Raw genomic sequence first — 25646 nt, forward strand, 5'->3', positions numbered from 1 at the left:
GCCGCGCCCTCGAGAGCGACGCCTTCACGCCGGTTTTCCGTCGGATCGACCTCTCAATGCTCGCGGAAAGCACGGTTCATCGAATCCACCACTGGTTTCGCGATGTATTGGGCGAAGGTCCGCGACGCGGTCTGGATCATCACTTCCACCGGCATCCCGGGCATCGGCGCGAAGCCCGGTACCCGGCGCAGCTCCGAGGCGGGCAGGCGGATGCGGGCGATATAGACCTCGCGGGGATGTTCGCCCGAGCGCTCCACGATCGCGTCGGCGGAGATGTAATAGACCTCCCCAATCAGGATCGGCGTCGTGCGCTGGTTGAGCGCCGAGAGCCGCACCGACGCTTCCTGTCCGACCTTGATCGCGTCGATATCGGTGCGCGCGATCATCGTCTCGATGATGAGCGGGGCTTCCGAGGGCAGGATCTCGGCGATGACCTTGCCCGCCTCGATCACGCCGCCCGCGCCGGAATAGTTCAGCCGCACCACGGTACCGGAAACCGGGCTTTCGATCACCACGCGCTTCAGGATGGAGGTCGCCTTGCGCTCTTGCTCGCGTACGGAATCGAGTTCCGCCTGCACGGTCTCCAACTCGTCGAGCGCGGCCTGCTTGTGGGTCTCGATCGTCTGCTTGGTCTGCGCCTGGTATTTCGCGCGCATCTCCTCGCTCTCGCCGATCTCCGCCTTGAGGCGGCCGATCTGCCCTTCCGCATCGGCCAGAGCGCGCAGTAGCGCGTTCAGCTCGGTTCGCCGGATCAGCCCGCTCTCGAAGAGTTTCGCCTTGCTCTCATGGTCCTCGGCCAGCAGGTCGCGCTGGGCCTCCGCGGCGATCAGCTGCGCGCGGTAGCCTTCCGAACGGCTCTCCATCGCGGCGATGTTGCGCGCCAGCAGGTCCAACTCGCTTTGCACTTTCGCTTTCGTCACATCAAAGGCGAGGCGTTGGGAATCCATCATCGCGGCGATTTCCACGTCGCGCCGGGCGTCCTGCAGCCATTTCGGGAAGACCAGTTCGCGCCAGCCGTCATATTCGGCCTGTATCCGGGCCTCCATCGATTCCAGTCGCGCGCGGCGCAGGAATAGCGCGCGTTCATTGGCGAGCGCCGAGGTCTCGTCGAGGCGCAGGAGCGGTTGCCCCGCGGTGACGAAATCGCCCTCGGAGACATTGATCTCCTTGATGATTCCGCCTTCGAGGTGCTGGATCATCTTGTTGCGGCCCGTGGCCACGAAAGAGCCCGGCGCCATGACGGCGGCGGCGAGCGGGGCGCTGAAGGCCCAGACGCCGAAGCCGCCAAAGGCCATCGCGAAGATCGTCAGCCCGACGATGACCAGCGTCTTGATGCTGCGCGGGACCTCGGTCGACCAGTCGGGGGTCTCGTGGGAGTTGAGCGGGTTGGTCAGAAGGAGTGTCATGCCGGGGCTCCTTGCATCGGGGCGGTCGCGGCGACGTTCTGCGCCGCTGCACGTTGTTGCTGCACCTGCTGGGCCTTGGCCTGCTTGCGCCGCTCCAGCTCTGCGAGCATCTGGTCGCGCCAGCCGAACATCGCGATATTGCCGTCGTTGAGCAGCATGATCTTGTCGACCGCGCTGAGCAGCGAGGGTTTCTGCGTGACCACGACCACCGTGATCCCGTTGGCCTTGGCATGACCGAGCGCGCGCACGAGGGCCGCGTCGCCTTGCGTGTCTAGGTTCGAGTTCGGCTCGTCCAGCACCACGAACTTCGGATCGCCGAAGAAGGCGCGCGCCAGACCGATCCGCTGTTTCTGTCCGCCCGATAGCGGCGAGCCGTCGGAGCTGACGACCGTCTCGTAACCCTGCGGCAGCGAGGCGATCATCTCGTGCACATCGGCGAGCGCGGCGGCGCGATGGATCGCGGCGTCGCTCGCATCCTCCCGCATCCGGGCGATGTTCTGCTTGATGGTGCCCGGGAAGAGCTGCACGTCCTGCGGCAGATAGCCGATGCTTTCGCCGAATTGCCGCGGGTCCCAATTGCGGATGTCCATCAGGTCGAGCCGCACAGCTCCCGAGGTCGGCAGCACCGATCCCACCAGCATCTTGCCGAGCGTCGTCTTGCCGGCACCCGAATTGCCGATGATCGCCAGTTGGTCGCCGGGCGCGAGCGAGAAGGTCAGCGCGTTCAGCACGACATGCTTGGTGCCTTGCGGAACATAGAGGAGACGCTCGATATCGAGCCGTCCTTCCACCTTGGGCAGGCGCAGCTTGTCGTTGCGGGTCTTGGCGGAGGCCAGAAGCTGGCCGACCCGATCATAGGCGCCGCGTGCCAGCAGGAAGGAGTTCCATCCCTCGATCGCGCCTTCGATCGGCGCGAGCGCACGGCCCGCGACGATCGAGGCGGCGATCACCATGCCGCCCGTGATCTGCCCATCGAGCGCGAGATAGGCGCCCCAGCCCAGCATCCCGATCTGGGTGAACAGGCGGAACATCCGCGACGCGGAGGCGGTGAAGACGTTGCGATCCTGCGCCTCGGTCTGCGCGCGCAGGGAGGCGGCGGTATCGCGACCCCAGATCGACACGGCTTCGGGGATCATCGCCATCGCGTTGATGATCTGGCTGTTGCGCGACATCGACTCCAGGTGCAGGTTCGCCCGGGTCTGCGCGATATTGGCACGGCTGAAGCCGTCCGAAGTGATCTTCTGGTTGATCCAGGCAAACAGCATAAGGATCAATGCGGTCACGACCACGATCGTGCCGAGATGCGGGTGGATCAGGAAGACCGCAAGCACGAAGATCGGCGCGAAGGGCACGTCCAGGAAGGACAGCAGCGTGCCGGAGACAAGGAAGCTCCGCAGCGCGTTGAGATCGCCCAGAACCTGATATTCGCGCCCGTTGGAATGCAGCGAAGCCTGCGCTGCAGCCGACAGGACCGGTGCGCCGAGCCGCGCGGCCACATCCACCGCCGAGCGCATCAGTACCAGCCGACGTACCGCGTCGAGCAGCGTCTGCACGACGATCGCCCCGGCAATCACGATGGTCAGCATCACCAGCGTGTCGGTCGAGCGCGAGGTGAAGACCCGATCGGAAATCTGGAACAGGTAGATCGGCACCGCGAGGATCAGGATATTCGTGGCGCAGGTCATCAGCACGACGAAGGCCATGTTCACGCGCAGCCGCTTTTTCATGTCATGCAGCGTGCGGGTGAAATCCACCGGGCCGAGGCGCTTGTGAAAGGCTGGGGTGGAGGGTGGCGCCGGTGGGGAGCCGGAGGCATTTTGCGCGGGGACACGACCCGCCTCCTTTCGGGCGTCAGCACCACCCTCCGTCCGGGCGGCGACTGTCTCGACAGTCCCCTCCGCACCGGTTTCGTCGGCGCGCGCTTTCGCCCCGGGACCGTCGCCCGTCGCGGTTTGCGCCTGCCGTTTGTCTGTCGGATCGGCCTGCGGCGGATCCACGTTCCGAGCCATCGCGTCATGACCATCTTGGCGGGTCGCCTGCCCCCCGGCGGCGTCGTCAGTCCTGTCTTTCATCGAAGTTCCCCTAGTGAATGAAGTTCCGCCCCTCCGTCAGGCCAGAACCGTGTGCAATGCATCGAGCGACCCGCTTCCCCCGTGGGAGCCCGGATGCACCTGGAATTCGTCATCGTCGTAAGTCGGCGCGTTCTCGATCATCCCGTCCGCGAGGAACGCCACCGCCTCCGAGGCAAGCGCCCCTTCGCTGGGGCTCGTCGGGCCGAGGGGACCGCCGCTGCCATCGTCCATCATCCCCGCCTGCCAGATCACCGCGTCGGAATAGACGCCATCGGCGGCCATGATCGTGCTGTCGACGCCCGCGACAGTCAGCGACGAGACGTTGGCGAGCGTGTTGCCGCCCGCATCGACGTCGAATTCGCCCGGACCGTCGACCGATATCAGGTCGGCATCTTCGAGAATGTTGATCTGGGTGAGGTTGTCGCGAACGATCAGGTCTCCTTCGATATAGAGTACCCGCAGTGCCATCTGGCCGCCCAAAAGCTCGTCGCCCAGCAGCCCTTCGACCGCGTCGTAGGCCGCGCCCGGCGGCATCGAATAGCCTTCGCCCGGGTTCGGATCGAGGCCGCTGTAAATCTCCGCCAGCTGGTCGAGGACGTTCTGATATTGCGGGTCCATCTCCAACTGCGTGTCGATGCCCACTTTGGTCAGATGCGCCTCATTCCACAGCAGGTTATCCTCGCTCGAGACATGGCCCACGCCGCCGTGTCCGATGCCGCCCGCGCCGCTCATCACCAGATCGTCGTCGAGCAATACGTTGATCTGCTCGAGCTGAGCGATCTCGTACATGTTGCCGCCGATCATGATCAGGTCGAACTGCGCGCCCGCTTCCAGCAGAAGCTGCAGGTTGACGGTCGAGTTGTCGCCCATCACGATCTCGGCGGAATAGGAGCCGAATTCGAAGCTCACCAGATCCCCTTCGGAGACCGCGTTCACCTGCGTCATGTGGTTGTCGACAATCAGGTCACCGCGAATTTCCGTCATCGCGATCAGGCTGCCGCCGGGCGGCATCACTAGGTTAAGGAAGTTCGCGGGATTGGCCTCTTGCGTGTAGACCGCGACGTTGTGGCCTAGCGAGGCGAGCGGGTCGGCGCTGTCACCATTACCCAAGCCTTGCCCGCCCGCGCTGTTGCCTGTGCCATGGTGGCCGAGACCGGGCTTCATATCCGCGTCGCGCAGCACGTTCACCTGCGAGATCACCGAGAGCGAGGTCACCGATCCGCCGACCGCGATCACCGGCGCATCGAGCCAGTCATGCACCACCTGTGACTGGTTCAGCAGAAGGTTGTTGCCGGTGCTGAGGCTCTGCGCGATTTCCAGTGCCATGCCCGCGGGATCGACGGGCATATCGGGGCCTTGGACCGTTCCGGCCGCCCCTTCGCCATCTCCGCCGATACCGTCGGTCTCCACCTCGATCACACCCGCGTCGAGCGGTGTATCCTCCGACTCGTCGTCCGAGGGGTCGCGTGCTTCCAGCCGAAGTTTCAATGTCTCGGGCAATTCGTCCATGAGCTGCCCGTCGAACACGACCGCGCCCGAAAACGCGGGTGGCAGGAGGGAGGCCGCCGCCTCTTCACCGTCGAGGCTTTCGCTTTGCAGCTCGGTCATGGCCTCCGGGTCGGTTGCGCCCTCCTCGAGACCGTCGTCCTCTTCCGGGTCGGTCGGCGCGGCGAAGATCGTCTCGCTGCGGAACATCGCGGCCGTCACGCCGTCGGGCACGGAATCGGGATCGAGCGCGTCGATCTGCGCCATCAGCGCCTCCGCCTGGGCTTCGACGGTCATGCCGACGGGTGCGGCACTCACCGTCAGCGCATCTGCATATTCGGCCAATGCCATCAGCTTCGACGAGGTGGCCGCTGGGCCGTACTCGTCCATCAGCTCTGCCGGCATCATGAAGGGCTTATCGTAGAGCGCGTCATGATCGCTCAGCGTGTTGATCTGCGAAGTGATGTGGAGCACCGAGGAAGGTGGCGCCATTCCGAGAAACATCTGGAGCGGTACCGGAACGGGCGGAAAATCATAGGGCGGGATTGCGAGCTGGCCGGACGGCAATCCGGGCGGCGCGATGTCGCGCAGCTGATAATCGTCGACGAAAGGAAGCCACGGCGCCTCTGGCGGAGGCACCAGCGGGAGCTTCAGCTGCAGCGACGGATCGAAATCCTCGAGCAGGTAATCCGAATTGACGCTGACATTGACGGAGAGCAGATCCCCCGGCGTGGGCGCGGAAGCCTGCAGCGCGCGAAAGGCATCGTATTCCTGTCGGGCGACATTGGTCTCGGTCGTCTGATTGAAGGCACCGATGAAATGGGCGATGATTTCGGTCTGCCGGTCAAGCATCTTCCTTCCCCCCTTCATGACGCTGAAAACCCGCGCTTGGATGCGGGGCGTCAGACTGTCGGTTCATCGCATCCGGCGGGGTGAACTCCGCCGCGGGCAAGGTCCGGGCGTGATGCGATGCGAAACGGCCCGAACGGAATGCGGCGCGCCTCTCGTGGAGGCACGCCGCGTGTTTGCTTACGATGCGTCGTCGTCGCCGATATAGGAGGACGACAGGTTGCCGCCGACCACGGTGGTATCCACGGCATTGCCGAGGATGTTGGCACCCATCACGATCGACTGGTTGAACGCGGTGGTGTCGATGGCCGCGCTCGCATCGGCATAGGACTGGCCAGTGACGATACCATCGTCGCCATTGCCCGAACCCCAGTTGCCGAGGCTGCCGCCATTGCCGCCGCCGCCTGCGGTGACGTCGCCGCCACCGTTACCGCCGCCGGCATAGCCGCCGGTCGCCCAGGAGCCGCCGCCCGAGGCTTGCGAACCGGTCGAAGACCATCCGTAACCGTCGCCGCCGGCGCCTCCGTTCCCGCCGTCACCGGTGCCGGAGCCAGTACCAGTACCGGTCGCCCGTGCATCAGCCATTGCCTGGCCGGAATCGGTCGCGCTTGCATTGCCACCGTCGCCGCCCATCTGCGGATGGTGATGCTTCATCATCATCGGCATGCCGGCGCCGCCGTCGCCGGCGTTTGCGATTGCGCCGCCTTCGTCCGCTCCAGCACCCGCCATGCCGCCGCCCATGCCGAGGCCCATACCGAAGCCGTCGCCACCGTCGCCGCCATCGTCGCCTTCACCCTCGGTTTCCGAGGCTGCGAGCGAAACGCCGCCGCCCGAGAGGGCGATACCGCCACCCGCGAGCGCCATGCCGCCCGACGAACCGACATCCTCGGCCCCGTTGCCGCCTTCGGAGGATGCGTCGATTCCGTCATCGGAATGCGCCGAATTGTCCTTGATCACGGCGTCGACCTGGAAATTCGCGTCGTTGGAGACTTTGGGATCATTGAGCGTGTCGCTGTCGTTAAGCGTGTTGGCCTGCGTGTTGACCATCATCACGTCATTGCCCATGCCGTTGAGCATGTCGCTGAGGTTGATGTCGTCGCCCGGATCGTAGTCGTAGGTATAGGTCATGTCGCCATCGGCAAAGACCATGTCGCCCACGCTCGAGTCGTCGATATCCGCGAAGTCGTTGTCTTCGCCGAAGATGCCCTCATCCGGGAAATCGATCGTGATGTCGTTGCTGTTGACCGCTTTCGAGTTTGACGTCGTGTCGGTATCGACACGGTTGTGGTTCGTGTCGTCGAGGCGGTTGGTGTTGGTCGCGTCGCCGCCTTCACCATAGGCACGCGCCGCCGAGGAAGCATCCGCATCGGCATTCGCACGCGAGTCTGCATCGGCATTCGCACGCGAATCCGAATCCGAAACCGCTTTCTGATGCTGCTGTTGCTGCTGCGGATCGGGCGTCGAGTGATTATCCGACGAGTCCGAGTCGTGATCGTCGTCGTTCTCCATGTGGTTCTTCCAGTCGCCTTGGACCCAATTGTGCCGATTGTTCGCCATTTCATTTCTCCCAGTTGATCGGTCCGGGATCCGTCACTCTGTCTAAAACGGATATGGTTCGGACCATTGCTATGCAGGGCTTTCGCCCCGATGAATGTCCGCTTCCCCAACCGCTCGGCACCCCGGTCCCGATCCCCGAATCGAGCGATTCGCAGGTGGGTCACCCTTTCCGGGCGGAATGTGGAAACAGACGAGTCACAGCCCCCAGCTGCGACACCAACATCCTGCGCCCCGTGATCCGGTGGACCTAGCTAGCAAATGGGTCTAGCCGGCCGGTGCACCGTTTTAACCGGCTGAAAATCAACCGTTTCCCCATGCGCTCCGCGCTGTGGACTGCGGAATCCCGGACCATCGGAGAAATTTTCACGAAGTTGTCGCAAATGCCCAAAGCTGAACAAGGTGTAGTGGCGACTCGATCACGACCTACCACTTGTGACGCGTCCCAAGCGGCGTTGAGCGAAAAACCGTGATTCCGGACGCGATTCGCTTAGACTTACGTTGCGTAAGAGAATCCTTACCGTTGGGTAAACACTTCGGGTAACGCTGATCTCACTGGTCCGTGATATGGTGGATGCGGGCGATATGACGTGGGGTTAGTCGCCCGAACATTTGAGTTCAGGGTAGGACGAGGGGGCCACCATGAATGCGTTGCATAAGAGTGAACCTGCGGGGGCGCGCGTGATGCCGTCCTGCCGCAAACAAGACGCAGCGATCTGCTTTCTTGGCGCATCGCATGTTTTTTCCGATACCGTTTTGCGAACCGTAGATGCCGAAGTGACGCCGGCGACGTGCCTGCGTCTGAACGATTTCGAGACGCTGCTCGAGGAATTGCAGTCCGACGGACGGATCGATCATCGCGGCACGCTGTGTTCGCTGATCGTGGACGAGGATCACGCCGATGGTCTGGTCGCGCTCGCGGAACGTCGCGAGCCGTTCCTGTCGCGCGTGAAACTGATCATCGCGATCGAGGACGAGGCGTACGCGCAGGATCTGATGGCGCGCCACGGCTCTGCGATACTGACGCATCACATCAGTCTGCTGCCGATGAACGTGAATCTGACGACTTGGCTTCTGATCCTGCGGATGATCGTCTCGGGGGGGCACTACATCCCGCCCGCGCTTCTGCACTGCCGTCCGTCAGAGCTGCCGATGCCGATGCTGAACGGCGCCACCGCGACGGAGTCTGCCAATGCAATCTGCCTGTCGGGGCTGACGCCGCGCGAAACCGAGGTTCTGGAGATGCTCGCCTCGGGCCAGCCGAACAAGATCATCGCGGGCAAGCTGAACCTGTCCGAACATACGGTTAAGCTGCATATCCACCGCATCATCGGGAAGCTAGGCGTCACCAACCGCACCGAGGCGGCGATCTGGTATCACCGTATCCGAGGTGCCTAAGGACCCGCCCGCGCCCGCGGAGGTGCGCCCGCCGGATTTCGATCGGTTCCTGATGCTGATCGGACGCATCAATTATGCCTGGACCAATACCGAGAGCCTCTTGATCCATCTGATCGCCGGGCTCGCCGGGACCGACAAGAGCGTCGCGACCATCATCCATCTGACATTGAACACCACGCGTGCGCGGCTCGATCTCGTGGATCGGCTGGCCAAGCGCGACGACTGTCCCTGCGCGCCGCGGGCCTGCGAACGGGTGCTGGCGGTGTCGGCACGGATGAAGAAAGTGTCGGGGCTGCGCAATCACTTCAACCATTGCCTCTACGCTTTCGACGAGGGCGGAGGACCGGTGCGCGCGATCCAGATGCGTATCGCGGATCGCAAGACCAGTCTGCGGATTGGAGAGGAAAGCGTTCTGGACAGCGCGACGCTTACCGAACTGGAAGCCGCGCTTGCCGAAATGCAAGCAATCAATGCCGAGATCTGGGCGATCGCCAAGGAATACAAGATGCCGCTTTGAGGCGGGCAGGGGAGGTCGGAACTGCGCGACAGCCAACCTCAGTTGCGCAGCTGGCGTCCCAACGCCTCGGCCAGTTCCCACGGGTTCGTCGGCTTCGAGAAGACCGGGATTTCCGGCATGATCGATTGGAAGGCAAGCGGCAGCTGCTCGGCCGTGTTCACCACCAGGGGCACTTCGCGCTTCCACAGCTCGACGATCAGGGCTTCCGCCGATCCGTCCAGCAGGTTCATGTCGAGGATCGCGCCATCTACGGAGACCGAGTCATCCGTAAGCGCCGCACGCGCACGTGCCAGGGTCGCGAACGGTCCCGCAACCTGACCGCCTGCTTCCTCGACCGAGAAGGCGATGTCATAGGCGATGAATAATTCATCTTCGACGACGAGGACATTGCTGCCCTCGAGGCAAGAAATACTGCTCTGTAGCATGGGCTATACTACCCTTTTATCAGGTCCATTGGCACGGTCATGCGAGCTTGGAACCCGTCGGGAACCCATTCGGTTCCATAGGTTCCCCGCAATTGGCCCTGAATCGTCAGGTCTATCAAGCGCGACCCGAAGCCGCTGTTGCTTGATGGCACCAGTTTCCCGGGGTGGCCGCTTTCCCGCCAATCAAGCTCGAGCTGGCCGGAGATCTCGCGCCACGTCAGCTCCAGACGCCCCGCATCGTGCGAAAGTGCGCCGTATTTCACAGCGTTAGTGGCCAGTTCGTGGATTACCAGCGCGAGGTTGGTGGACCCCGCATGGTTCAGCGCGAGGGCGGGACCGTCGAGGGTCAGCCGTGGATCGTCGAGATTGGTGTAGGGCGAAAGCACGCCCAGCAACAATTCGCGCAGTTCGACCATGCCGCGGAAATCGCGCTCGGGTGTGGCGGTCGGATTGATCAGCTCATGGGCGCGGGCGAGCGCGCCGATCCGTTCGCGCAGGCCCCGCGCCATCTCGTCCGGCGTCGTCGCGTGGCGGGCGGTCATGCCGACCAGCCCCGACATCATCGCGAAAGCGTTCTTGACCCGGTGATTGAGCTCGCGCGTCAGCGTGTCGCGTGCCTGCGCGAGCTGGCGCTCCTCTGTCACGTCGCGCAGATAGGCGAGGATCGCGCCGCTCTCGGGATAGATGCGAGCTTCCAGAATGCGCCCGTCGCGCCCGATCTGATCGGCGACGGTCGGCGTGCCTGTGCGCCGGGCTTCTGCCAGTGCCTCCGCCAGTTTGCTCTCGCGCAGATGCGGCACGGTTTCCCAGAGCGATCGCCCGATCGCCTGCGACTCGGTCGCGGCCCCGACAGCGGCACGGATGCGTGCGCGCATGACAGAATTGGCGAAGCGGATATTGTCGTCGCGGTCGATCTCGATGATCGCGTCGGAGGTGATTTCGTGGAAATTCGCGAGACGCCGGTCAATGTCGGCCGCACGTTCGCGCGCCTCGTTCAGTTCGGAAATGTCGAGGGCGGTTGCCACGGCCACCGGCGGATCGCTCTCGATCGGTTGCGCCGAGATCAGCAGGTTGCTTTCGCTTCCGTCGCGGCGCACGCAGCGCAGCTCCATATGGTTGATCTTTTCGCCGTGGCGTGCGGCGCGCACGATCGGAAATTCGCTGAGGCTGAGCTTGCGGCCTTCCGGCGTATAAGCGTCGAAGGCGAGTTGCTTGCCCACCTCGCCGTTCTTCACGCCGAACATCTCGATCGCGGTCGCGTTCAGATCGAGGAGCCGCCCGGTGCCCAGCTCGGCCACGCCCACGCCGACCGGCATCTGATCGAGAATGGCGCGGTAGCGGTTTTCCTCGCGGTGGGCGACGTTGATCTGTTGGCGTAGCCGGATTTCCGCCTCGACGCCCGCGGCGATGTCGGACAGAGCTTCGTACTCTTCCTCGGTCCATTGCCGCGCCTCGCGGTCGATCAGGCAGAACGCGCCGAGCGGTTGCCCCTCGATCGTGCGCAACGGCACACCGAGATAGGCGATCACGCCCAGATCGCGCACCGCGCCATTCTCGCCCAGCACCGCATCCTCGCGCGCGTCGGACACACGCAGCGGCGCATCGGTTTCCACGACATAGCGGCAAAAGGAATGGGTGAGCGGCGTCTCCGATGGAGAATGGGCGTCGAGGCGATCCAGCCCGCTTTGCGCCACGAAGACCTGACGGTTCTCGTCGACGATCGAAACCAGCGAGATAGGCACGCCGGTCACCCGCGTCGCGAGACGCGTCGCACGCGCGAAGATGTCCGCGGGAGCGCTCTCCAGCAGTCCGGTCTCGCGTAATGCCCGAAGGCGCACCGGATCGGTGAGTCGGGACCGGGGCGGGGGGTCGGATGAGGGTGAGGGCGGTGCAGTGGTTTTCATGCGCAGGCTTTCATATTCCACCTATGCTCAGATAAATCCGTTGCGCCCAGTGTCATAAGACATGACAGCGATCACGATTTTCCCCGAAAGCGATTTTTTGCAAGGTATTTCGTACGGCAGCTGTGGTGCTTGCTAAATGCAGCGCCGAGAACTGGCGTTTCGCGAGTTCCACGGCGGTTCTTCCCTGAAATATCTAACGCTTTTTTACGGGTGCCGTAAGGTGAGGATTCGCGCAGCTTCGCGCTTCGGCAGGAAGGCGCGTAGGCGCCCCGAGACTCTCGGGACGCGCTATTCGCAAGCGCAAGAGCGCGCTTAGCAGGCTGTGGCAGGTGTCATGCTGCGCTGGTCCAGAAGGAAGTCGGTCACCATCGCACCGATCCACATGCAGAACAGCGCCAGCCACGCGGTGCCCGCGAGAACCGAGGTGCCCGTCACCCCGTTGCCGATGGCGCAGCCGCCGGCGAGCATCGCGCCAAAGCCCATGAAAACAGCCCCGATCATCGAGCGCCGCATCACCGGCACCGAGTCAAAGCCCTGCCATGCGAATTGGCGCGAGAGGAGCGAGCTCAGGAACGCCCCGAGCACCACGCCCGGCACGAGGCCGACGTCGAATTCCAGCACCGAGTGGCGGTCGAGGAAGAACATCAGCGTATTGGCCGAGGGGCCCGAGAAGGTGACGGAATTGACCGGCACCGGATCGAATGCGACCTGGCTCAGCATGAAGGTCAGCACCCAGCCCACCGCGACCGCGAAGCCGACGCCGGAGGCGAAGATCCACGTCTTCACACCAATCTCGTTGCGCTTGGCCAGATACATGCCTGCGATGGCGAAGACGATGCCGACGGCGAGCCCGGTCCAGTCCGGCAGATGCAGCGCGTCGAGGATATTCACGTTCTGCGCCCCGGTAATCCAGAGGCCGGCGAGTCTATCGCGCAGCGGTGCGAGGATGCCCTTGAGGCTCATCGTGGCGGTTACGGCGAAGATCAGCCCCGAGACGACCGAGCGCAGGTTGCCCGTCGCCGCGAGCACGAGAAGCCGCCCCGAACATCCGCGCGACAGCACCATGCCGACGCCGAAAATGAGGCCGCCGATGATCGCGCCCGACCATGAGCCCGGCACCGACATCATCCGGCTGTCGGCCTGCCGGAACAGGTCGAGCAACTGCGCGCTCTGCACCCAGACCAGCGCGGTCGAGAAGGTCAGAAACCAGACCGCGACCTTGCCGCCCAGCTTGCCCCGCGCGAATTCCACGGTCGCAGCCCGCAGGCAGAAGTTCGATTTCTGCGCGGCCACGCCGAAGATGAGCCCGGTGATGACCCCGAAAAGCGCCGCCGTGGGGCCTTCGCCGATCCGCTCGATGAGTGCGATGATGTCCATAGCTAGATCTCCCGTTCGCGCACGGGTTTTGCCAGAAACCGCAGAAACGCACATTGATCTGAGTCAGGTCGCACCTTTTGCAGACTTGCCGTGGACGCTGCCGTCGCGTCTAAGGAAAGCATGATGAAGTTCCGTTCCGTCCCGCTCGACGAAGCCCACGAGCTGCCCCGCTGGCGCAGACCCGAAGCGCTGCTTTACGTCATGGCCGCTGCCATGCCGATCTCCTTCGCCACCTGGTCGGCGCTCCTGAACAACTTCGTCATCGACGTGGTGAATTTCGACGGCGTCGATATCGGCTGGCTGCAAAGCTTCCGCGAAGTGCCGGGGTTCCTCGCGATCGGGGTGATCGTCGTGCTCTGGGTAATGCGCGAGCAGACGCTGGCCATCCTGTCGCTGCTGCTTCTGGGCGGGGCGACGGCGGTGACCGCCCTTTTCCCGAGCTTCGCCGGGCTCATCATCGTGACGCTGCTCTCGTCGATCGGGTTTCACTATTTCCAGACGGTGAACCAGTCGCTGCAATTGCAGTGGATCGACAAGGCAAAGGCGCCACAGACGCTGGGGCGGATCGTGGCCATCGGCTCAGGCGCGTCGCTCGCCGCCTACGCGGTGCTGGTGCTGACATGGAAGACCTTCAATCTCAGCTACGAGTTCGTCTACGCCACCGCCGGGATCGCGACGATGGTGATGATGGCGGCCGCCGCGCTGATTTATCCGCAGTTCCACACCCGCGAGCCGCAATCGAAGAAATTCGTGCTGCGTCGCCGCTACTGGCTCTATTACGCGATCACGTTCATGGCGGGTGCGCGTCGGCAGATCTTCGTGGTCTTCGCCGCCTTCATGATGGTCGAGCGCTTCGGGCTGCGGGTGGACGAGATCACCGCGCTCTTCCTGATCAACTTCGCGGTCAACATGGCCGCCGCGCCGGCGATGGGCCGCTTCGTTCACCGCTTCGGCGAGCGCCGCGCGCTGATCTTCGAATATGTCGGGCTGACGCTGCTGTTTCTTTCTTATGGCGGGATCTACTGGTTCGGCTGGGGCATCTGGCTCGCCTGCGCGCTCTATGTCGTCGATCATCTGCTGTTCGCGTTGGCCTTCGCGCAGAAGACCTATTTTCAGAAGGTCTGCGACCCCGAGGATATCGCGCCCACCGCCGCCGTCGCCTTCACGATCAACCATATCGCCGCCGTCTTCCTGCCGGTGACGCTGGGCTATCTCTGGATGGTCTCGCCCGGCGCGGTTTTCGGGCTGGCGGCCTCGATGGCGTTGATTTCGCTGGGGCTTGCGCTGCTGGTGCCGCGTCACCCCTCGAAAGGCTACGAGACCGTGCTGCAGGGGCTTGGCCCGGTTCCGGCGTGAACTGGAAATTTCGTCGAGCCGCGCCTATCTGAGAGGGGCGCGAAAGGGAGACTCACAATGCTGTTCGGAAAACCCGCCACCATTCCCACCAAGGCCGAGGCCCTGCCGGGCCGCGACGAGGCGATGCCTCTGGCAGAGCCGCATTTCCTCTGGGGGCGCGACCTGCGCTCCCCCGTGCCCGAGGGCATGGAAGAGGCGATGTTCGGCATGGGCTGTTTCTGGGGCGTCGAACGTATCTTCTGGAACACCGACGGCGTCTGGCTGACCATGGTCGGTTACGCGGGCGGGCCGACGCCCAACCCGACCTATCGCGAGGTCTGCACCGGCATGACCGGCCATAACGAGGTGGTCCGCGTGATCTACGATCCGGCCAAGGTCAGTTACGACGATCTGCTCCGCATCTTCTGGGAAAACCACGATCCGACCCAGGGCATGCGTCAGGGCAATGATCGCGGCACCCAGTATCGCTCGGGCATTTACACCTATACCGACGCGCAGAAAGAGGCGGCCGAAGCCTCGCGCGACGCATATGCAGAGCGCCTGAGTGCGGCAGGCTACGGAACTATCACGACCGAGATCATGGACGCGCCGCCCTTCTACTATGCCGAGGATTATCACCAGCAATATCTGGAGAAGAACCCCGGCGGCTATTGCGGCATCGGGGGGACCGGCGTGACCTGCCCGATCGGGCTGAACGCGTGATCCGATGGGCGCGCGGGCCGCTTGACGGTTCGCGCCCGCGGCCCTAAGCCCGGGCGCAACCATCCCGAGGAGCGCGCCCCATGACCACCTTCACCGCCTTTACCACGCTGGCCGATCGCGAGGCCGCCGAGGCGCTGTCCGAACGTCTCGAAGAGCTCGATCCCGGCCCCTATGGCACGGGCGTGTTCGAAATCGAGGACGGGTCGGGCCGCTATGAGGTCTCGGGCTATTTCCTCGAGGCACCTGACGACGTGGCGCTTGACCTGCTGGCGATCTCGCACGGGGCGCAGCCCTTCGTCGTTTCGGAAATCCCTGAGACCGATTGGGTCGCCCATGTGCGGCGCGAACTGGCCCCGGTGCGCGCGGGCCGCTTCTTCCTCTACGGCAGCCATGACGAGGACAAAATTCCCGCCGATACGATCGCCCTGCGGATCGATGCGGCGATGGCCTTCGGGACGGGCCATCACGGGACCACCTCGGGCTGCCTGACCGCGCTCGACGATCTGGCGAAGGAAGGCCATGCCTTCCACAACGTCGCCGATATCGGCTGTGGCACCGCCGTTCTCGCGATGGCGGCGGCGAAGCTCTGGCCCGAGCCGGTTCTGGCCTCCGATATCGATCCGGTCGCGGTGGAAACGGCAGCGGCGAATGTCGCGGTGAACGATCTTGAGGGCCGCGTGATCTGCATCGAAGCTGCGGGCTTCGGCGACGCGCGTCTGAAAGAGGCCGCCCCCTTCGATCTGATCTTCGCCAATATCCTGAAAGGCCCGCTCGTCGCGCTTGCCCCCGAAATGGGCCGCAACTGCGCCGAATCGGGCTTTGTGATCCTCAGCGGGATTCTCAACGAACAGGCCGATGAAGTCGTCGCCGCCTATCAGGCGCAGGGCTTTGTTTCCCATTCGCGTAAGGAATTCGGCGAATGGACGACATTGGTCATGCAGCGCGCCTAATCCGCCACAAATCCGCTCTGATTGTCGTAAGGATTGCTTTACCCTGTCTTGAGAAATTGCCTTCGGGGCATCGCAGTCAACGGGGTTTGCCATGCGCGATCCACAAATAGAGTCCTTTGAAAAGCGGCTGCATCGGATCGACCAGATTCATCAGGCTGGCGGCGCATTCGAGGCGTCCGGTGCCTTGGGCCGCAGCTATTTCGACTCCATGCGTCCCAAGGTGCGGCGCCATTTTCCGTTGCGCGGTGTGGCGCTGATCTTCGCCGGTATTCTGCTGGTGAAGGGCGCCATGCTCGCCCAGGTTGGGCAGGCTAGCTACGAGGCGCGTGTCGCAAGCCTCGCCGGTGGTTCGCAATTCGAACGGGTGGGGGCCTGGATCATGCATGCCGATCCGATTACCCGGAAAATCGCCGGCTGGCTCGCACCGTTCATCGGCTAGGCACCCAAGCCTGTATCCCAAAAAGAAAGGGCTGCGCCGTTGCCGGGGCAGCCCTTTTCGCATGACCTTTCGGTCGACTTAGCGCAGACGCGCCACGTCGAGCCGGGTCAGGCCGATATCGTCCAGCGCGCGGTCGCTGAGCTTCATCAGAGCCTTGCGGGTGACGCGTGCGTCGTTCCAGTCGTGCAGGGCGGCGATCAGCGAGGTGATGACGCTCGGTCGGGCGCTGCGGCTCATGCGGGTGTTGATATCCATCGAAGCCATGGGGAGGATCCTTCGTTCACAAACTGCTCAAGTTTCGGGCATTCCATCTTCTGAGGCGCAGATAAGACTGGCAGAGCGCGAAAACAATCTCAGTTTTGGCAGCCCCGCCATGCAGGAATCGCATGTGATAGAAGGCCTGTTTCTGCATCGCCTCTGGCCGATGTTCCCTTTTCGTGCTAGTTCTTGCGAAACAACACGAGAACGAGGCAGGGCAGATGCGGGTGATCGGGATCGATCCGGGGTTGCGCAATCTCGGATGGGGCGTGATCGAGATGGACGGATCGCGGCTCAGGCACGTCGCGAACGGGATTCTCCACTCCGAAGGTAAGGATTTGGCAAAGCGCCTGCTGGTGCTGCACGAAGGGCTGAGCGCGGTCATCGCGACTCACGCGCCCGAGGCCGCGGCGGTGGAGCAGACCTTCGTCAACAAGGACGCCGTTGCGACGCTGAAACTGGGGCAGGCGCGCGGCATCGCGCTTCTGGCGCCAGCGCAGGCCGGGCTGGAGGTCGGCGAATACGCCCCGAACGCGATCAAGAAAACCGTCGTCGGCGTCGGTCATGCCGACAAGACGCAGGTGCAGCACATGGTGCGCCACCAACTGCCCGGCGTGCAGCTCGAAGGCCCGGATGCCGCCGATGCGCTCGCCATCGCGATCTGCCACGCCTTCCACCTGCAATCGGCGGCCCGGATGAACGCGGCGCGGCTCTCCCGCGAGGCCCTCGGCACGACGCAACGGAGGCGCGCATGATCGGTCGCATCGCAGGCGTCATCATCCACCGCGCGCTCGACCACGTCATGATCGACGTGCGCGGGGTGGGCTATGTCGTCCATGTCAGCCAGCGCACTGCACAATCTCTGCCGCCCGTAGGCGAGGCCTGCGCGCTCTATACCGACTTGCTGGTGCGCGAAGACCTGTTGCAACTCTTCGGCTTTCCCAGCTTGCTGGAAAAGGAATGGCACCGGCTGCTGACCTCGGTACAGGGGATCGGTGCGAAAGCCTCGCTCGCGATCCTCGGCACGCTCGGCGCGGAAGGGCTGGGCCGGGCGATCGCGCTGGGCGACTGGTCGGCGGTGAAATCGGCCCCCGGCGTCGGTCCGAAACTCGCGCAACGTGTGGTGCTGGAACTGAAAGAGAAAGCACCTTCCGTCATGGCAATGGGCGCGGAATTGACCGTCGACGCCTCTCCCGAGGTGATCGAGGATGCGCCCGCGAAAAAGCCCGCGAAGAAAGCCGCGCCCGCCGCCACGCCGAAGGTGAACTTCACCGCCGAGGCGATCTCTGCGCTCACCAATTTGGGCTACGCGCCTTCCGATGCTGCTGGTGCCGTGGCGCAGGCCAATGACGATCCGGAGGTCACCGACACCGCCAAGCTGATCCGCGCGGCGCTTCGGCTCCTGGCCCCGAAGGATTGATCTTCTTCTTGATCTAAATATCCCGGGGTGCGGGGCAGGGCCCCGCTTGCTCCCCTCCGCCAAAGGCGCGACAGTAGATGACGATGAGCGAACCCGATCCCACGTTGCGGCCCGACCGCTTGCCCGAAGACGCCGACCGCGCTCTGCGGCCTCAGGCGCTGGAAGAATTCACCGGTCAGGCCGAGGCCCGCGCCAATCTGCGGGTCTTCATCGAGAGCGCGAAGATGCGCAGCCAGGCGATGGATCACACGCTGTTCCACGGCCCGCCCGGTCTGGGCAAGACGACGCTCGCGCAGATCATGGCGCGCGAGCTGGGCGTGAATTTCAAGATGACCTCGGGGCCGGTTTTGGCCAAGGCGGGCGATCTGGCTGCGATCCTGACCAATCTCGAAGCGCGCGATGTACTGTTCATCGACGAGATTCACAGGATGAATCCGGCGGTCGAGGAAGTGCTCTATCCCGCGATGGAGGATTTCGAGCTTGACCTCGTGATCGGGGAAGGCCCCGCCGCGCGCACTGTGCGGATCGAATTGCAGCCTTTCACGCTGGTCGGCGCGACCACGCGGCTTGGTTTGCTGACGACGCCGCTGCGCGACCGTTTCGGCATCCCGACCCGACTGCAATTCTACACCGAGGATGAGCTGGACCTGATCGTGACGCGCGGGTCGCGGCTGCTGGGTATCCCGTCCGATCCCGAAGGCACCCGCGAGATCGCCAAGCGCGCCCGCGGTACCCCGCGCATCGCCGGCCGCCTGCTGCGCCGCGTCGTCGATTTCGCGCTGGTCGAAGGCGACGGGCGGCTGACCCGCGAGATCGCGGACCGGGCGTTGACGCGGCTCGGCGTCGACAATCTCGGTCTCGACGGCGCGGACCGGCGCTACATGATGCTGATGGCAGATCATTACGGCGGCGGCCCGGTGGGGGTGGAGACGCTTTCGGCCGCGCTCTCGGAAAGCCGCGACGCGATCGAGGAAGTCATCGAACCTTACCTGCTGCAACAGGGCCTGATCAGCCGCACCCCGCGCGGGCGGATGCTGGGCGCGCGGGCGTGGCGGCATCTGGGGCTGGAAGCTCCGAAACCGGCAACCCCGCAGACGGACCTGTTCGGCGATGGCTAATCCCCTGGCACGTTTCGAGATCACCGAGGCCGAGATCGACCGCGTCGTCGCGCGCTTCTACGAGCGCGTCCGGGAACATGCGATGCTGGGCCCGGTCTTTGCGGTGCATGTCACCGACTGGCCGACACATGAGGACAAGGTCGCACGGTTCTGGAAGAACGCGATCCTGCGCAAACCGGTCTATGACGGCTCGCCCATGCAGGTCCACCGGGCGGCGGGCAACGTGCGCCCGGGCATGTTTTCGACCTGGCTTGCAGAATTCGACAAGGTGCTGCGCGAGGAGCTCTCGCCCGAACAGGCGGAAGGTTGGTCAGCGCTCGCCCATCGCATCGGCATGAGCCTGCGTCAGGGCGTGGTCGAACGCGAGACGCTTCCGGGCGGTATTCCGAAACTGAAATGACAATGGGGGCTCTGCCCCGCTGGCACCGCCAGCCCCCCTGGATATTTAAGCCAAGAAGAAGACGATCAGTCCCCTTTCTTCCCGAACACGCCCGTCAGCGACCGCCCGATCAGGTTGGTTACGCGGGGCTTTTGAAGTTTGCGGAAGGGCATTGGGCGGCAGACTTCGAGCGCAGCAATGCCGACTCGGGCGGTGAGCGCGCCGTTGATCACGCCTTCGCCGAAGCGACGCGAGAGTTTCGAGACGAGGTGGCCGCCGGTGACGGTCTCGATCAGATCGTCGCCCGCCGCTACCGCGCCGGTCGCGACGAGATGGGTCATCACAGTCCGCGCCAGCCGCACCGAGCCGAGTGTGCCCGAGCGCCCGCCATAGATTTCCGCGATGCGCCGGATCATCCGCAGGTTTGCGGTAAGCGCGGTGAACACATCGGCCAGCGCAAGCGGCACGACGGCGGTCACCGTGGCGACGGTGCGCGACGCGGCTTCGATCTCCAGCCGGGCCGCGGCGTCGAGCGGTCCCATCAGCTCTGTCTCTGCCAGCCCCATCAGCGTGTCGGTGTCGAGCACTTCGCCCGTTTGCTCGGCCAGTCGTTTGCGCGCCCAATCCATTTTGGGCCGCGCGGCATAGAGGCCGGAGACATGGGCCGTCACCTTGCGGGCGCGGCTTAGGTCGTCGGCGCTCAACGCTTCCGAGACTTCCTTGTGGACCTTGTCGAGCCGCGCCAGCCGCGAGAAGGCGGCGATTTCGCGCGCCGTGATCAGCAGCGCGCCAAGCGCGAAGGCCGCTACCAGCGCGGTGCCAATCCAGCCGAGGATCGGATGGGTGGCGAACAGCCCGTCGATGAAGCGCCAGAGCGCGACGGAAATCAGGAAACCGACCAGCGCCACTGTCGCGCGCCAGAAGAACCTCACGATGGGCGAGGCGCGGCGTGCCCCCAGTCGGGTCGCGATCTGCATGGCGCGGCCTTCCAGCCGCTCCTCGGTCGCGCTCGGCATATCCTCGATCGGCGCGGCCTCGGCGGGCGAGGGCGCGTCCTCGATCTCGATCATCACCGGTTTTTTCATAGCTTGTCCCCGATCAGGAAATCGGCCGCGCGGTCGAGCCGGATATGCGGCGGGCCTTCGCCGGGCCTCAGGATCACCGGGGCCGGGGCGAAGTTCATGATCGAATAGTCTTCGTCAAGCCATGCGCTGGCCCCTTGGGCGGCGGGCGAGAGAAGCTGCGCCGGGTCGGCGGGCAATTCGCCGGGATAGAGCGCGACCGATTTACCATTCTCCAGCCGCCCGCGCACCGCCTGCAACTCCGCCCCGTCATGGGTGAGGGTTTCTTCCGTAGTGCTGCGCAGCGCCGCGATCGACAGGGCCAGCGTCTTCGCGCCCGCGAAATCGGCGCGGTCCTTGGCTTCGCGTAGCAGCGCGCCGGTGATCGCGGTCAGGCGGGCGTGTTGGGTGTGGTGCAGGTGATCGGCCTTGGTCGCGGCGAAGAGGATTTTCTCCACCCGCTTGCCGCCGATCAGCGAGGTCAGCCAGCTTGCGCGCCCCGGGCGGAAGGCCGCCAGGATATCGGCCATCGCCTGCCGCAGATCGTCGAGCGCGGCGGGCCCTGAATGGATCGCGCCCAGTACGTCGACCAGCACCACCTGCCGGTCGATCTTGGCGAAATGGTCGCGGAAGAAGGGGCGGACCACTTCGCGCTTATAGGCGTCGTAGCGCCGCTCCATCTCTCGCCGGAGCGAGCCGCGTGGGGCGTCGCCCGCGGGCAGCGGCGCGAAGGTCAGCGCGGGCGATCCGGCCATCTCTCCGGGCAGCAGGAAGCGCCCCGGCGTGCAATCGGAGAACCCCGCATCGCGCGCCGCGACCAGATACCGGGTGAAGCCCGCCGCCAGCGCCTTGGCCTGCGGCTCGGTGAACTCCGCCGTGCCATCCGTCGCTTCGGACTGCGCCAGATACTCTGCGCCTTGCGGACGGTTCGGCAGACGCGCCAGCGCCTCGGCCGACCACTCGGCATAGCTCTTGTCCATCAGCCCGAGGTCGAGCAGCCACTCGCCGGGATAATCCACGATGTCGAGATGCACGACGCGCGGCCCGCGCACCGCGCCCAGTATCCCGCGCGGCTGGATGCGGAAGGACAGGCGCAACTCCGAGACCGCGCGCGTGCCGTCCGGCCAATGCGGTGACGGGCCAGTCAGCGCGGCAAGGTGGCTCTCGTAGTCGAAGCGCGGCACGGTGTCGTCCGGCTGCGGCTGCAGATGGGCGGCGGTGATGTCGGAGGCGGACCCCAGCGCAGGCATCCGCCCCCGGTCCAGCAGGTTCGCGACCAGCGAAGTGATGAACACGGTCTTGCCCGCGCGCGACAGGCCCGTCACGCCGAGCCGGATCACCGGTTCGAACAGCGCTTCCGAGACCGATTGGCCCATGCCTTCGATCCCGCGCGTGATGCCGTCCGCAATGTCGGAAATGCCCAAAGCCTGCCCCTCGTCCTCGTTCACGAACAAGATAAGCAGCGGTGAGTATTAATGAAAGAGAGGGCGGACACGCGGCCCGCCCTCCGAAGATTTCTTCTGCCGCGCGCCGATCTCAGACCGCGAGACAGATATATTTCATCTCGAGATAGTCCTCGACGCCGTGATGCGACCCCTCGCGGCCCAGACCGGATTGCTTCACGCCGCCGAAAGGCGCGACTTCGGTCGAGATCAGGCCGGTGTTCACGCCGACGATCCCGTATTCCAGACCCTCCTGCACGCGGGTGATGCGGCCCACGTCGCGGGCGTAGAAATAGCTCGCGAGGCCGAAGATCGTGTCATTGGCCTTGGCGATCGCCTCCTGCTCGGTCTCGAACTTGAAGAGCGGGGCGACCGGGCCGAAGGTCTCCTCATGCGATACCTTGGCCTCCTGCGTGACCCCGGTCAGCACGGTCGGCTGGAAGAAGGTACCGCCCATCTCGTGCCGCGCGCCGCCGGTGACGATCGAGCCGCCGTGGTCGAGCACGTCCTGAATGTGCTCCTGCACCTTCTTGACCGCGTCCTCGTTGATCAGCGGACCGGCCTCTACGCCTTCCTTCAGACCATCGCCCACCTTGAGCTTCTCGACCGCCTTGGCCAGCTTCTCGGCGAAAGCGTCATAGACCCCGGACTGGACGTAGATGCGGTTGGCGCAGACGCAGGTCTGACCGTTATTGCGGAATTTCGACGCCATCGCGCCTTCGACCGCCGCATCGAGATCTGCGTCGTCGAACACGATGAAGGGCGCGTTGCCGCCCAACTCCATCGAGCATTTCATCACCTGATCCGCCGCTTGACGCAGCAGGATACGGCCCACCTCGGTCGAGCCGGTGAAGGTCAGCTTGCGCACGGTGTGGTTCTCGCAGAATTCCTTGCCGATATCGGAGGCTTTCGCGGAGGTGATGACCGAGAGGATGCCTTTGGGCAGGCCCGCCCGTTCACCCAGTACCGCCATCGCCAGCGCCGAGAGCGGCGTCTCCGAGGCCGGGCGGCAGACGAAGCCGCAGCCCACGGCAAGCGCCGGGCCCGCCTTGCGCGCGATCATCGCGTTGGGAAAGTTCCACGGCGTGATCGAGGCGGCGACCCCGATCGGCTGCTTGATCACGGTGATCCGCTTGTCGCGCTGATGGCCCGGGATCGTCTCGCCGTAGACGCGCTTGGCCTCTTCGCCGAACCACTCGATGAAGCCTGCGCCATAGGCGATCTCGCCCTTCGCCTCGGCCAGCGGCTTGCCCATCTCGGCGGTCAGGATCGCGCCGAGATCGTCCTGGTTCTCCATCATCAGGTCGTACCATTTGCGCATGATCTGCGCGCGTTCCTTGCCGGTGCGCGCCGCCCAGTCCTTCATCGCCTCGTCTGCAGCGGCGATGGCGCGCGCGGTTTCGGCGCGGCCCAGATCGGGCACGGTGCAGATCACGTCGCCGCGCGCCGGGTTGGTCACCTCGAAGGTGGTGCCGTCATCGGCATCGACCCATTCGCCCGCGACGAGGGCCTTGGTCACCAGAAGCGAGGGATCCTTGAGGATGGATTTGAGGTCGGTCTTGTCGTCGAGCATGATGTCCTCCGAAGGGCTGGATGGGTCGTCCGGTCAATGCGCCGGGGTGTGGGATGTTCCGTAACGGCTGCGCCAGCAGGGCTGCAGATCGCCGGGGTGTTCTTTGGCCTCATAGATGGCGCGGGCGATGGCCCGGGCAAGCACGCAAGACGCCGCATGGCCAAGCTGGTACGGGTCGCGGACCGGGTCGTGCAGGGGCTTCTCGCCGGTCGCGGCGGCGAAGATCAGATCGCCGTCCATCGGCGTGTGCGAGGGCACGATGGCCCGCGCCATGCCGTCATGGGCCGCGGTGGCCATGCGCTGTGCCTGCGCTTGGCTGAGGGCTCCATCGGTCGCGACGATGGCGATGGTGGTGGCCTCGCCCTGGCGTTTCGTCGGTTCGGGCTCGGTGGCGGGATCGTGCCGGGGCGCTGGACCGAGCCCGCCGAATTCGCCTGCGATTTCCCAAGGCGCGGCCCAGAAATGCGGCCCCTCGCCGACGATCGCCGAGCCGAGCGCATTGACTGCTACGAGCGCCCCCACCGTGAAGCCGCTCTCCAGCACGGCCGAGGCAGAGCCAAGTCCGCCCTTCACCGTGCCGGTCATCGCCCCGAAGCCCGCCCCGGCGCTGCCGATCTCGAACCGCTCAGAAGCCGCCTGGAGCGCCGCGCGCCCGAGCCCGGGATAGGGCGTGTCGACCCAACTCTTGTCGCCACCATTGAGCAGATCGAACAGGATCGCGCCGGGCACGATCGGAACGCGCTGATCGCCCACCGCGAAACCGCGGCCTTGCGCGCGCAGCCCCGCCATCACCCCATCGCAGGCACCAAGCCCGAAGGCCGAACCGCCCGAGAGCACAAGCGCATCGACCTCCTGCACCAGCTTGTCCGGCGCAAGAAGATCGGTCTCCCGCGTCCCGGGGGCGCCGCCCATCACCTGCACCGCCGCCGTGAAGGGGCGCTCGCCGACCAGAACGCTCACGCCCGAGCGCAGGCCCGCATCTTCGGCATTGCCCACGCGCAGCCCGGCGATATCGGTGATCAGATTGTTCGGCCCTGCCTTCATCTTCCTCTTGGTCCAAATATCCTGGGGGTTTGGGGGCAACGCCCCCAAGTCAAACCGCTGTTCTCAGATACAGCGCCCGCCATCCACTTCCAGCGCAACGCCGGTGATCATGCTCGCCTCGTCCGAGCACAGGAACAGCGCTGCATTCGCCATATCTTCGGGGGTCGAAAACCGCCCGAGCGGGATGGTGGAGAGAAACTTCGCACGGATCTTCGGTGTGTCCTCACCCATGAAGCTCTTCAGGAGCGGGGTCTCTCCGGCGACCGGGTTGATCGCGTTGACCCGCACGCCGGACGGCGCCAGCTCGACCGCCATCGCGCGGGTGGCTGTGATCATCCAGCCCTTCGAGGCGTTGTACCAACTCAGATTGGGCCGCGGACTGACGCCGGCGGTGGAGGCCACGTTCAGGATCGCGCCCGCGCCGCGCGCCTTCATCTCCGGCACGATATGGCGCGCCGTCAGGTAGACCGATTTCGCGTTCACCCTCAGGATGCGATCGAATTCCTCCTCGCTCACGTCCTCCATCGGCTTCGGCAGATGGGTGGTCCCGGCGTTGTTCACCAGAATGTCGATCTGACCGAAGGCCTCGCGTGCGGCCTCTGCCATGGCAGCAACATCCGCATCGCGGCTGACATCCACGGTGCAGGCCACGCCGCCGGTTTCGTCCGCAATGGCCTGTGCGGCCTCCGCGTTGAGATCCGCGACCAGTACACGCGCGCCCTCGGCGGCGAAGCGGCGCGCGATCCCCGCCCCGAAGCCCGAGCCCGCGCCGGTGACGATCGCGCTTTTGCCTTCCAGTCTCATCTCTCCTCCTCCTCCTCCTCGGGGCCTACTGTTGTCGCAGGACACATCGGGTGCAAGGGGGCTCTGCCCCGGTTCCGGCCCTTCGCTTGCGCTTCGGGCGTTCGTCGGGGCGT

Annotated in this window: 23 protein-coding genes; 10 read left to right on the forward strand and 13 right to left on the reverse strand. The window is 64.8% G+C overall.

Features of this window, described 5'->3' with window-relative positions:
- Positions 1–53: 53 nt before the first annotated feature.
- From B6V74_RS11635 to B6V74_RS11650, 4 genes are all read right to left on the reverse strand, one after another.
- Positions 54–1406: an HlyD family type I secretion periplasmic adaptor subunit gene (locus B6V74_RS11635; protein ID WP_075775766.1), complete on the reverse strand. Its 1353-nt coding sequence runs from the start codon at positions 1404–1406 to the stop codon at positions 54–56.
- On the reverse strand, positions 1403–3478 hold the full coding sequence (locus B6V74_RS11640) for a type I secretion system permease/ATPase (protein WP_088720464.1): 2076 nt from the start codon (positions 3476–3478) through the stop codon (positions 1403–1405). The genes B6V74_RS11635 and B6V74_RS11640 overlap by 4 nt, the downstream gene beginning before the upstream one ends.
- A 36-nt stretch (positions 3479–3514) precedes the next feature.
- Positions 3515–5815, reverse strand: a complete 2301-nt coding sequence (locus B6V74_RS11645; protein WP_088722880.1) for a hypothetical protein — start codon at positions 5813–5815, stop codon at positions 3515–3517.
- Between the two features lie 177 nt (positions 5816–5992).
- Positions 5993–7369 carry a hypothetical protein gene (locus tag B6V74_RS11650; RefSeq protein ID WP_088722881.1) on the reverse strand — a complete coding sequence of 459 codons (1377 nt, stop codon included), beginning with the start codon at positions 7367–7369 and terminating at the stop codon, positions 5993–5995.
- Between the two features lie 774 nt (positions 7370–8143).
- On the opposite strand from B6V74_RS11650, the gene B6V74_RS19165 reads away from it, so the two are divergent.
- Both B6V74_RS19165 and B6V74_RS11660 read left to right on the forward strand, forming a co-directional pair.
- Positions 8144–8764: a response regulator transcription factor gene (locus B6V74_RS19165; protein ID WP_233243105.1), complete on the forward strand. Its 621-nt coding sequence runs from the start codon at positions 8144–8146 to the stop codon at positions 8762–8764.
- Positions 8757–9281 (forward strand): hypothetical protein, encoded by a 525-nt coding sequence (locus B6V74_RS11660; protein ID WP_233243104.1) that lies wholly within the window; start codon positions 8757–8759, stop codon positions 9279–9281. The genes B6V74_RS19165 and B6V74_RS11660 overlap by 8 nt, the downstream gene beginning before the upstream one ends.
- Before the next feature lie 38 nt (positions 9282–9319).
- On the opposite strand, the gene B6V74_RS11665 is transcribed toward B6V74_RS11660, so the two are convergent.
- From B6V74_RS11665 to B6V74_RS11675, 3 genes are all read right to left on the reverse strand, one after another.
- Complete coding sequence (locus tag B6V74_RS11665; RefSeq protein ID WP_075775769.1) at positions 9320–9706, reverse strand: hypothetical protein; 387 nt, start codon at positions 9704–9706, stop codon at positions 9320–9322.
- 8 nt (positions 9707–9714) lie between these two features.
- Positions 9715–11610 carry a PAS domain S-box protein gene (locus tag B6V74_RS11670; protein WP_088722882.1) on the reverse strand — a complete coding sequence of 632 codons (1896 nt, stop codon included), beginning with the start codon at positions 11608–11610 and terminating at the stop codon, positions 9715–9717.
- 312 nt (positions 11611–11922) lie between these two features.
- Entirely contained in the window at positions 11923–12987 is a 1065-nt protein-coding gene (locus tag B6V74_RS11675) for a YeeE/YedE family protein (protein WP_075775771.1), read from the reverse strand.
- 123 nt (positions 12988–13110) lie between these two features.
- Between B6V74_RS11675 and B6V74_RS11680 the strand changes: the two genes are divergently transcribed.
- From B6V74_RS11680 to B6V74_RS11695, 4 genes are all read left to right on the forward strand, one after another.
- Entirely contained in the window at positions 13111–14343 is a 1233-nt protein-coding gene (locus tag B6V74_RS11680) for an MFS transporter (RefSeq protein ID WP_088722883.1), read from the forward strand.
- 57 nt (positions 14344–14400) lie between these two features.
- Positions 14401–15045: a peptide-methionine (S)-S-oxide reductase MsrA gene (gene msrA, locus B6V74_RS11685; RefSeq protein WP_088722884.1), complete on the forward strand. Its 645-nt coding sequence runs from the start codon at positions 14401–14403 to the stop codon at positions 15043–15045.
- 80 nt (positions 15046–15125) lie between these two features.
- Positions 15126–15995: a 50S ribosomal protein L11 methyltransferase gene (locus tag B6V74_RS11690; RefSeq protein ID WP_088722885.1), complete on the forward strand. Its 870-nt coding sequence runs from the start codon at positions 15126–15128 to the stop codon at positions 15993–15995.
- A 91-nt stretch (positions 15996–16086) separates the two neighbouring features.
- On the forward strand, positions 16087–16434 hold the full coding sequence (locus B6V74_RS11695) for a hypothetical protein (protein WP_075775775.1): 348 nt from the start codon (positions 16087–16089) through the stop codon (positions 16432–16434).
- A 78-nt stretch (positions 16435–16512) separates the two neighbouring features.
- Here B6V74_RS11695 and B6V74_RS11700 read toward each other — a convergent pair whose 3' ends face one another.
- A complete protein-coding gene (locus B6V74_RS11700; protein WP_075775776.1) occupies positions 16513–16698 on the reverse strand; it encodes a DUF1127 domain-containing protein in 186 nt (61 codons plus the stop codon).
- Positions 16699–16913: 215 nt separating this feature from the next.
- On the opposite strand from B6V74_RS11700, the gene ruvC reads away from it, so the two are divergent.
- The 4 genes from ruvC (at position 16914) to B6V74_RS11720 (ending at position 19630) form a co-directional block, all read left to right on the forward strand.
- On the forward strand, positions 16914–17447 hold the full coding sequence (ruvC, locus tag B6V74_RS11705) for a crossover junction endodeoxyribonuclease RuvC (protein ID WP_075775777.1): 534 nt from the start codon (positions 16914–16916) through the stop codon (positions 17445–17447).
- The gene (gene ruvA / locus B6V74_RS11710) at positions 17444–18112 is read left to right on the forward strand and encodes a Holliday junction branch migration protein RuvA (RefSeq protein ID WP_088722886.1); all 669 of its coding nucleotides are present in this window, start codon (positions 17444–17446) and stop codon (positions 18110–18112) included. Before ruvC ends, ruvA begins: the two co-directional genes overlap by 4 nt.
- An 83-nt stretch (positions 18113–18195) precedes the next feature.
- Positions 18196–19230: a Holliday junction branch migration DNA helicase RuvB gene (gene ruvB, locus B6V74_RS11715; protein ID WP_088720487.1), complete on the forward strand. Its 1035-nt coding sequence runs from the start codon at positions 18196–18198 to the stop codon at positions 19228–19230.
- On the forward strand, positions 19223–19630 hold the full coding sequence (locus tag B6V74_RS11720; RefSeq protein ID WP_075775779.1) for a group III truncated hemoglobin: 408 nt from the start codon (positions 19223–19225) through the stop codon (positions 19628–19630). Before ruvB ends, B6V74_RS11720 begins: the two co-directional genes overlap by 8 nt.
- Positions 19631–19695: 65 nt before the next feature.
- Here the strand turns inward: B6V74_RS11720 and B6V74_RS11725 are convergent, their stop codons facing one another.
- The 5 genes from B6V74_RS11725 to B6V74_RS11745 form a co-directional block, all read right to left on the reverse strand.
- The gene (locus B6V74_RS11725) at positions 19696–20694 is read right to left on the reverse strand and encodes a TIGR01620 family protein (RefSeq protein WP_240497097.1); all 999 of its coding nucleotides are present in this window, start codon (positions 20692–20694) and stop codon (positions 19696–19698) included.
- The gene (locus tag B6V74_RS11730; protein ID WP_088722887.1) at positions 20691–22094 is read right to left on the reverse strand and encodes a YcjX family protein; all 1404 of its coding nucleotides are present in this window, start codon (positions 22092–22094) and stop codon (positions 20691–20693) included. The genes B6V74_RS11725 and B6V74_RS11730 overlap by 4 nt, the downstream gene beginning before the upstream one ends.
- A 112-nt stretch (positions 22095–22206) precedes the next feature.
- Complete coding sequence (locus B6V74_RS11735) at positions 22207–23685, reverse strand: NAD-dependent succinate-semialdehyde dehydrogenase (RefSeq protein WP_088720453.1); 1479 nt, start codon at positions 23683–23685, stop codon at positions 22207–22209.
- Positions 23686–23718: 33 nt separating this feature from the next.
- Positions 23719–24729 (reverse strand): P1 family peptidase, encoded by a 1011-nt coding sequence (locus B6V74_RS11740; protein ID WP_088722888.1) that lies wholly within the window; start codon positions 24727–24729, stop codon positions 23719–23721.
- Positions 24730–24792: 63 nt separating this feature from the next.
- Positions 24793–25533, reverse strand: coding sequence for an SDR family oxidoreductase (locus B6V74_RS11745; protein WP_088722889.1), 741 nt, complete (start codon positions 25531–25533; stop codon positions 24793–24795).
- Positions 25534–25646 lie beyond the last annotated feature (113 nt).

Origin of the sequence: Thioclava sp. F42-5, assembly GCF_002213195.1 — a bacterium.
Lineage (GTDB): Bacteria > Pseudomonadota > Alphaproteobacteria > Rhodobacterales > Rhodobacteraceae > Thioclava > Thioclava nitratireducens.